The following is a 7,807-nucleotide window of genomic DNA, read 5'->3' as shown; positions in this document are numbered from 1 at the left end:
TTAGTGCCCGGGGCGCGGCCAGGTGCTCACAGACCGATCAGCGCAGAGCGGCTGCCTTGCGGGACAGGCGCTTTGTGGCCGCTTTGGCTGCGGCTTGCGCTTCCGTCGGCTTGTCGGCCGGCGTCTTGGCGGCCTTTTTCGCGGGCGCCTTCTTGGCGGGAGCCTTGGCAGCCGAGGCCTTCTTGGCGGGTTCCTTCTTGGCGGTGGGCGCCTCCGCCTGCTCCAGCGCCTCGCGGAGGAACTGGCCGGTGTAGCTGCCGGGGACGGCGGCGACGTCTTCGGGGGTGCCCTCGGCGACGACCATGCCGCCGCCGGAGCCGCCCTCGGGGCCCATGTCGATCACCCAGTCGGAGGTCTTGATGACGTCCAGGTTGTGTTCGATGACGATGACCGTGTTGCCCTTGTCGACCAGACCGTTGATGACCTTGAGGAGCTTGCGGATGTCCTCGAAGTGCAGGCCGGTGGTGGGTTCGTCGAGGATGTAGACGGTGCGGCCGGTGGAGCGCTTCTGGAGTTCGGCGGAGAGCTTGACGCGCTGCGCCTCGCCGCCGGACAGGGTCGGCGCGCTCTGGCCGAGCCGGACGTAGCCGAGACCGACGTCGACCAGCGTCTTCAGGTACCGGTGGATCGAGCTGATCGGCTCGAAGAACTCGGCCCCCTCCTCGATCGACATGTCGAGCACCTCGGCGATGGTCTTGCCCTTGTAGTGCACCTCGAGGGTTTCCCGGTTGTAGCGGGCACCGTGGCAGACCTCGCACGGGACGTACACGTCCGGCAGGAAGTTCATCTCGATCTTCAGCGTGCCGTCGCCGGAGCACGCCTCGCAGCGACCGCCCTTGACGTTGAACGAGAACCGCCCGGGCTGGTAGCCGCGCACCTTCGCCTCGGTGGTCGAGGCGAACAGCGTGCGGATCTTGTCGAACACCCCGGTGTAGGTGGCCGGGTTGGAGCGCGGGGTGCGCCCGATCGGCGACTGATCCACCTGGACCAGCTTGTCCAGGTCGTCGAGTCCCTTGACCCGGGTGTGCCGGCCCGGCACCTGCCGCGCGCCGTTGAGCTTGTTCCCCAGCACCGTGGCCAGGATGTCGTTGACCAGGGTCGACTTGCCGGAACCGGACACGCCGGTGACCGAGGTGAGCACGCCGAGCGGGAACGTGACGTCGATGCCGCGCAGATTGTGCTCGGTCGCGCCGACCACGGTGAGCTGGCGCTTCTTGTCGACCGGGCGGCGGACCAGCGGCAGCTCGATCCGCTCGCGGCCGGAAAGGTAAGCGCCGGTGAGGGATTCGGGCTCGGTGAGCAGTTCCTGGTACGGGCCGCTGTGCACCACGCGCCCGCCGTGCTCGCCGGCCAGCGGGCCGATGTCGACCACCCAGTCCGAGGCGCGAATGGTGTCCTCGTCGTGCTCGACCACGATCAGCGTGTTGCCGAGATTGCGCAGCCGGGTGAGCGTCTCGATGAGCCGCCGGTTGTCGCGCTGGTGCAGGCCGATGGACGGCTCGTCGAGCACGTAGAGCACGCCGACCAGTCCGGAGCCGATCTGGGTGGCCAGCCGGATGCGCTGCGCCTCGCCGCCGGACAGCGTGGCCGCGGCCCGTGACAGCGACAGGTACTCCAGGCCGACATCGAGCAGGAACCCGAGCCGCGCCTGCACCTCCTTGAGCACCTGCCCGGCGATGGCGGCCTCGCGCTCGCCGAGCGTGAGCGAGTTCAGGAACTTGGAGCACTCCCCGATGGACAGGTCGCTGACCTCGGCGATGGACTTCTTGTCGCCGCCCGCGTCGATGGTGACCGCGAGAATCTCCGGGCGCAGCCGGGCGCCGTGACAGACGGGGCACGGCACGTCGCGCATGTACCCCTCGTAGTGCTCCTTCATCTGCTCGGACTCGGTGCTGTCCATGCGCCGCTGCAGGAAGGGCATCACGCCCTCGAAATCGGCGTAGTACGAACGCTTCCGGCCGTACCGGTTGGTGTAGGAGACGTGCACCTGATCCGAGCTGCCCTCGAGCACGGCCTTGCGCGCCTTGAGCGGCAGCTTCTCCCACGGCGTGTCCATGGAGAAGCCGATGGCCTCGGCCAGTCCGGACAGCAGCCGGGTGAAGTACTCCGCGGTCTGGCCGCGCGACCACGGCGCGATGGCGCCCTCGTTCAGGCTGAGCGCCGGGTCGGGCACCACCAGATCCGGGTCGACCTCTTTGCGGTTGCCGAGGCCGGAGCAGTCGGGGCAGGCGCCGTAGGGCGAGTTGAACGAGAAGGAGCGGGGCTCGAGGTCCTCGATATCGAGCGGGTGGCCGTTCGGGCAGGCCAGGCGCTCGGAGAAGCGGCGCTCCCGGTCGTGCGCGTGCTCGTCGCGGTCGACGAAGTCGAGCACGACGATGCCGTCGGCGAGCCGCAGCGCGGTCTCGATCGAATCGGTGAGGCGCTGTTTGGAGGTGGGTTTGACGGTGAGGCGGTCGACCACCACCTCGACGTCGTGCTTCTCCTGCTTCTTCAGCTTCGGCGGATCGGTCAGCGGGTACACCACGCCGTCGACCCGGACACGGGAGTAGCCCTGGGTGTTCAACTGGTCGAACAGGTCGACGAACTCGCCCTTGCGCGTGCGCACCACGGGGGCGAGCACCTGGAACTTGACGCCCTCCTCCATGGCGAGCACCTGGTCGACGATCTGCTGCGGGGTCTGCTTCGCGATCAGCTCGCCGCACACCGGGCAGTGCGGGGTGCCGGCGCGCGCGTACAGCAGGCGCAGGTAGTCGTACACCTCGGTGATGGTGCCGACGGTCGAGCGCGGGTTCCGGTTGGTCGATTTCTGGTCGATCGACACCGCGGGCGAGAGACCCTCGATGAAATCGACGTCCGGCTTGTCCATCTGACCGAGGAATTGCCGGGCGTACGCCGACAGCGACTCCACGTACCGCCGCTGACCCTCGGCGAAGATCGTGTCGAACGCCAGACTCGATTTGCCCGAGCCGGACAGTCCGGTGAACACGATGAGACTGTCGCGGGGCAGGTCGAGGTCGACCCCCTTCAGGTTGTGTTCCCGAGCTCCGCGCACAGTGAGGCGTTCCGCCACCAGGTGAGTCCCTTCTCGATCGTGTTCGGGGTGAACCACAACGGGTCCAGACTTATCCGGCCGTCATGCTAAACGCGCCCACCGACAAGTTTCGGTTGCTGTATTGAATTTGCGGTGCTCCCGGCGCCCTGCGTGGTCACGCTCCGCTACCTCCTCCGGGCGCGTCGCTCACACCGCGCGGGGGTCTACCAGCTACAACAGCGCTGTCCCCGGCGATATTGCGATGCGTCAGACGCTAGGACCGCCGCAGGTCGCCGGACAGACCCTGGACCTGCCAGCCCTCCGCGTCGACGGTGACCGACAACACGTCGGAGCCGACGCGCAGCCCGCCCACGCGCAGCGGCAGGAAGCGATCGGGAACCACCGGTGCGACCGACAGCACCCCCTCGGGAACGCTCGGTTCCAGTCTCAACAGACTACGCAAAAACAGCAACGGCGCGGCAGCCGCCCAGGCCTGCGGCGAGCAGGAGGTGGGATAGGGCACGGGGATGTCGAACTCGGCGCGGTCGAACCCGCAGAACAGCTCGGGCAGCCGATAGCCGAAGCGGGTCGAGGCGTCGAGCACGGCGGATACCACGCGATTCGCGTGATCGGTGAAGCCGTAGCGCATCAGGCCCGCGGCGCAGATCGCGTTGTCGTGCGGCCAGACCGAGCCGTTGTGGTAGCTGACGGGGTTGTATGCACCCATTGACGTGGCCAGCGTGCGAATCCCCCACCCGCTGAACATCTCCGGCGAGAGCAGATGATCGGCGACGCGGCGCGCCTTGTCCTCGTCGATGATGCCGGTCCACAGGCAGTGCCCGATATTGGAGGTGAGTGCGTCGATCGGTCGCTTGTCCCGGTCGAGGCCGATGGCGAACCAGCCGCGGTCGGGCAGCCAGAACGCCTCGTTGAACGCGGTCTTCAAACGCGCGGCCTTGGTCCGCCAGCGTTCGGCGGTCGCGTGGTCGCCGGTGCCCGCGGCGAGCGTGGCGCGCGCGAGGTAGGCGGCGTAGGTGTAGCCCTGCACCTCGGCGAGCGCGATCGGCGGCTCGGGCAGCGAGCCGTCGGCGAAGTTGATCCCGTCCCAGGAGTCCTTCCAGCCCTGGTTGGCCAGGCCGTGCTCGGTGGCGCACTGGTATTCGACGAAACCGTCGCCGTCCGCGTCGCCGTAGCGTTCGATCCAGTCCAGCGCGCGATCGGCGTGCGGCAGCAGATCGTCGCGGATGCGCGCGTCGAGGCCCCAGCGGTAGAGCTCGCCGAGCAGCATCACGAACAGCGGGGTGGCGTCGGCGGTGCCGTAGTACGCGGTGCCGCCGCCGAGCATGAGCGTCGCCGCCCGCCCGAAGCGCACCTCGTGCGGGATCTTGCCCGGCTGCTGTTCGGTCGCCGCCTGCACCTCCGTGCCTTGCAGATCGGCGAGGCTCTGCAAAGTGCCGACGGCGAGCCTGCGGTCCAGCGGCAGCACCATCCACGAGGTGAGCAGCGAGTCCCGGCCGAACAGCGCCATGAACCACGGCGCGCCTGCGGCGACCACCGCGCGCTCGGGGTGGGCGGGGTCGAAGATGCGCAGCGCGCCGAGGTCGGTGAGGGTGCGTTGGAGCACGGAGGCGAGGGTTTCGTCCTCGGTGTGCACGGTCGGCGAGTTCGCGTACCACTCGCGCAGTCGTTGCGCGGGCGCGCTGCGGTTCACCGGCGTGCCGCACGGGTAGCGCGGCGGCGTGGCGTCGGTGCCGAGCGCGGGCAGGTACTCGACGCACGCGGTCCATTCACCGCGGCCGGGAAGGCTTACGTCCCAGTGCAATTCGCGGTCGGCCGCGGTGGCGCCGGTACCGCGGACGGTGACCGCCAGGCCCAGCTCGGCGCGGCTGATCTCGACGGCGCCGTCTGTCGCGCGCGCCGCGGTGACCACGAGGTGCTCGTGACCGGTGCGGCCCTCCTTGACCTCGAAGAGATCGGCGAAGTCGGCGTCGAGCTCCAGCTTGATCACGCAGTCCAGGGCCGCGCCGGACAGGTTGCGCACCACCAGGTCCTCGCGCATGCCGTCGCCGACGTGCCTGCCGACCATCACCAGCGCGGTGCTGTCGGCCGTGCCTGCTCTCGGCGCGGTGCGAGCCAGCAGCGTCGCGCTGTACGGCTGGTCGTAGCGCACGGTGAGCGGCTGGGGCTCCAGGCCGTCCACGGTCAGCCGCCAGTGCGAGAGCACCCTGGTGTCGCGAACGAACAGGCCCGCGGGGTGGCTCGGCGTGATCACCCCGCTGACGTCGCTGATGCAGAAGGTGGAGCCCTCGACCAGCGTCACCCCCGCGTTGATCGCCGTCGGCGCCTCGGTGTCCGCGCCGTCGCCCCAGGGGTGGGTCACCATGCGGCGGTCACGCCACCGTGGTGGGCACCATGACCCGGGTCGTCCGCTCGGACAGGATGCGGCGATACAGCCGTTCGTGATCGCGGGCCATGCGCAGCCGGCCGAACCGCTGCTCGGCGGCGGCGCGGCAGGCCCGGCGATCGATGGTGTGCACCTGATGGAGGGCGTCCACCATCTCTTCGACGTCGCGGCACAGGAATCCGGTCTCGCCGTGATCCACGATCTCCGGCGCCGCGCCCTCGGGGAACGCGAGAACCGGTGTGCCGCAAGCCAAAGCCTCGGCCATCACGAGCCCGAACGGCTCGGGCCACTGGATCGGATTGATCAACGCGTCGGCGTGGCGCACCAGTTCGACCCGGCGCGCGGTCGGTTCCTCCCGCGGCTCGGGATCGTCGGGCCCCATCAGTGGACGCACGCGCTCAGTGTAGTAGCGACGCTCCTCCGGTTCGCGCATCTTGGTGATCATGAGCAGCTTGCGTCGCGCGAGCCGGGCGATCTGCACCGCGCGGTGCACACCCTTCTCCTCGTTCATCCGGCCGACGAACACCACGTAACCGCCGCCGCCCGGGCCGTATCGGTAGGTGTCGAGGTCGATGCCGTGCGGGATCACCTCGGCGATCGGCACGCTGCCCGCCATCCTCCGCTGCGCCTCCGAGATGGCGACGATGTGGGCGTGGCGCGCCATCGAGCGGAACAGCTCCTGGCGCATCTCCGAAAACGGTCCGTGGTTGGTGACCACTACGGGGGGCGAGCCCTCCAGCGCGCCGACGAACGGGCCGAGCGAGGTGTGGTCGTGGATGATGTCGACGTCGGCCAGCGTCTCGTAGGCGGCGAGCACGTGCATCAGCTCGGCCTCGCCGACCCCGATCTGCGTGGTCGGGTGCTCGTAGAGCGAGTATCGCCGCACGGGACAGGTGGATTCGCCCACGGTGAACAGGTGCACGTCGTGTCCGAGCAGGTCCAGACCGACGGACAGATCGCCGACCACCGCCTCGGTACCGCCGTAGGCAGGTGGCGGCACGGGAACCCACGGCGGAACTATCTGCCCGATTCTCATGGGAGCCTGCGTTCTTCGACGCCACGCCCTTCCTCGGCGGGCCCCCAGTGCGCGCCGCAGCCGTCGCAGCGCGTCAGGACATCGGGTACGTTGTCGAAGAGTTCGGATCCGCAGCCAGGACAGGCGCGGGGCGATCCGAAGATCGCGCTGAAATCTAGTGTCGCTGAATATGTCATCGCTCGAGTTCCCACGTACATATGAGCCTTATGGCTCCGCTGCCCACGGCCCCTCTGGTTGACTTCATTGCAAGCTTACCCGGAACCTCGTTATCTACTCGTGGTATTCGGCGGGAGCAGCTTCGTCCGTCAAACGGCAGGGAGGCCGACGTGCTCGAGGTATTTCTGGTAGACGATCACGAAATCGTCCGGCGCGGTCTGATCGATCTACTGGAGGGCGATCCCGAGCTCACCGTGATCGGCGAGGCGGGCGATGTCGCGCAGGCCATGGCCAGAATTCCCGTGCTGCGCCCCGACGTCGCCGTGCTCGACGTCCGGCTGCCCGACGGCAACGGCATCGAACTCTGCCGTGACCTGCTCGCGGAGGTCGAGGGGCTGCGCTGCCTGATCCTCACCTCCTACACCGACGAGCAGGCGATGCTCGACGCGATCCTCGCCGGCGCAAGCGGTTACGTCGTCAAGAACATCAAGGGCATGGAGCTGGCCGCGGCGATCAAGGCGGTCGGCGCGGGCCGTTCGCTGCTGGACAACCGGGCCGCCGCGGCGCTGCGGGCCAGGCTGCGCGACGGCGCGCCCGACGACGACGGACCGCTGGCCGGGCTCACCGAGCAGGAGCGCAGGCTGCTCGCGCTGCTCGGCGAGGGCCTCACCAATCGGCAGATCGCGGCGCGAATGTTCTTGGCGGAGAAGACGGTCAAGAACTACGTGTCGCGGCTGCTCGCCAAGCTCGGCATGGAGCGGCGCACCCAGGCGGCGGTGCTGGCCAGCAAGCTCGGCGAGCGCTGACGGCGCCATGACCGACGCCGCGGCGCACCCGGTGTTCGACACGTTGCGCACGATCGTGGACACCGCGACGCGCATCGCCGCCGACCACGCCAAGCTCTACGAGTGGGCCCGCACCCGGCAGGCGTGGATCGAGGCGAACCGGGACATCGCGACCGAGTTCCTCGCGGGCACCGAGCCGGAACTGGTGCTCGCGCAGGTGGTCGAGCACGCGCGCACGTTGACCAGCTCGGCCCAGGCGATCCTGGCGGTGGTGGAGCCCGGGGTGCCGCCGGAGGAGGCCACGGAACTCGTTGTGGCGCAATGGTCGAAGGCCGCCGCGCCGACGGACGGGCGGCGGGTGCGGCTTGCCGGCACGGCCGCGGGCGAGGCCTTCG

4 protein-coding genes and 1 pseudogene are annotated in these 7,807 nt (G+C 69.1%); 2 read left to right on the top strand and 3 right to left on the bottom strand.

Annotated features, from left to right (window positions below; translation table 11 throughout):
* Positions 1-37: 37 nt before the first annotated feature.
* The 3 genes from uvrA to ON39_RS12285 form a co-directional block, all read right to left on the bottom strand.
* Complete coding sequence (gene uvrA / locus ON39_RS12295) at positions 38-3,070, bottom strand: excinuclease ABC subunit UvrA (protein ID WP_040733751.1); 3,033 nt, start codon at positions 3,068-3,070, stop codon at positions 38-40.
* A gap of 235 nt (positions 3,071-3,305) precedes the next feature.
* Positions 3,306-5,414: an amylo-alpha-1,6-glucosidase gene (locus ON39_RS12290; RefSeq protein WP_040733749.1), complete on the bottom strand. Its 2,109-nt coding sequence runs from the start codon at positions 5,412-5,414 to the stop codon at positions 3,306-3,308.
* A gap of 7 nt (positions 5,415-5,421) precedes the next feature.
* Positions 5,422-6,471 carry a glycosyltransferase gene (locus tag ON39_RS12285; protein WP_040733748.1) on the bottom strand — a complete coding sequence of 350 codons (1,050 nt, stop codon included), beginning with the start codon at positions 6,469-6,471 and terminating at the stop codon, positions 5,422-5,424.
* A 326-nt stretch (positions 6,472-6,797) separates the two neighbouring features.
* On the opposite strand from ON39_RS12285, the gene ON39_RS12280 reads away from it, so the two are divergent.
* Positions 6,798-7,433 (top strand): response regulator, encoded by a 636-nt coding sequence (locus ON39_RS12280; RefSeq protein ID WP_040733746.1) that lies wholly within the window; start codon positions 6,798-6,800, stop codon positions 7,431-7,433.
* A gap of 7 nt (positions 7,434-7,440) precedes the next feature.
* Positions 7,441-7,807: pseudogene (locus ON39_RS12275) on the top strand (histidine kinase); the annotation flags it as partial.

Origin of the sequence: Nocardia tenerifensis NBRC 101015 (assembly GCF_000308715.1) — a bacterium.
GTDB classification, from domain to species: domain Bacteria; phylum Actinomycetota; class Actinomycetes; order Mycobacteriales; family Mycobacteriaceae; genus Nocardia; species Nocardia tenerifensis.
Note: the sequence above shows the minus strand (reverse complement) of the source record. Positions and strands in the feature narration are given on the sequence as shown.

Coding starts and splice junctions, on each gene's coding strand:
- ON39_RS12290 (WP_040733749.1), bottom strand. CDS start 5,414: ATGGTGACCCACCCCTGGGGCGACGGCGCGGACACCGAGGCGCCGACG.
- ON39_RS12285 (WP_040733748.1), bottom strand. CDS start 6,471: ATGAGAATCGGGCAGATAGTTCCGCCGTGGGTTCCCGTGCCGCCACCT.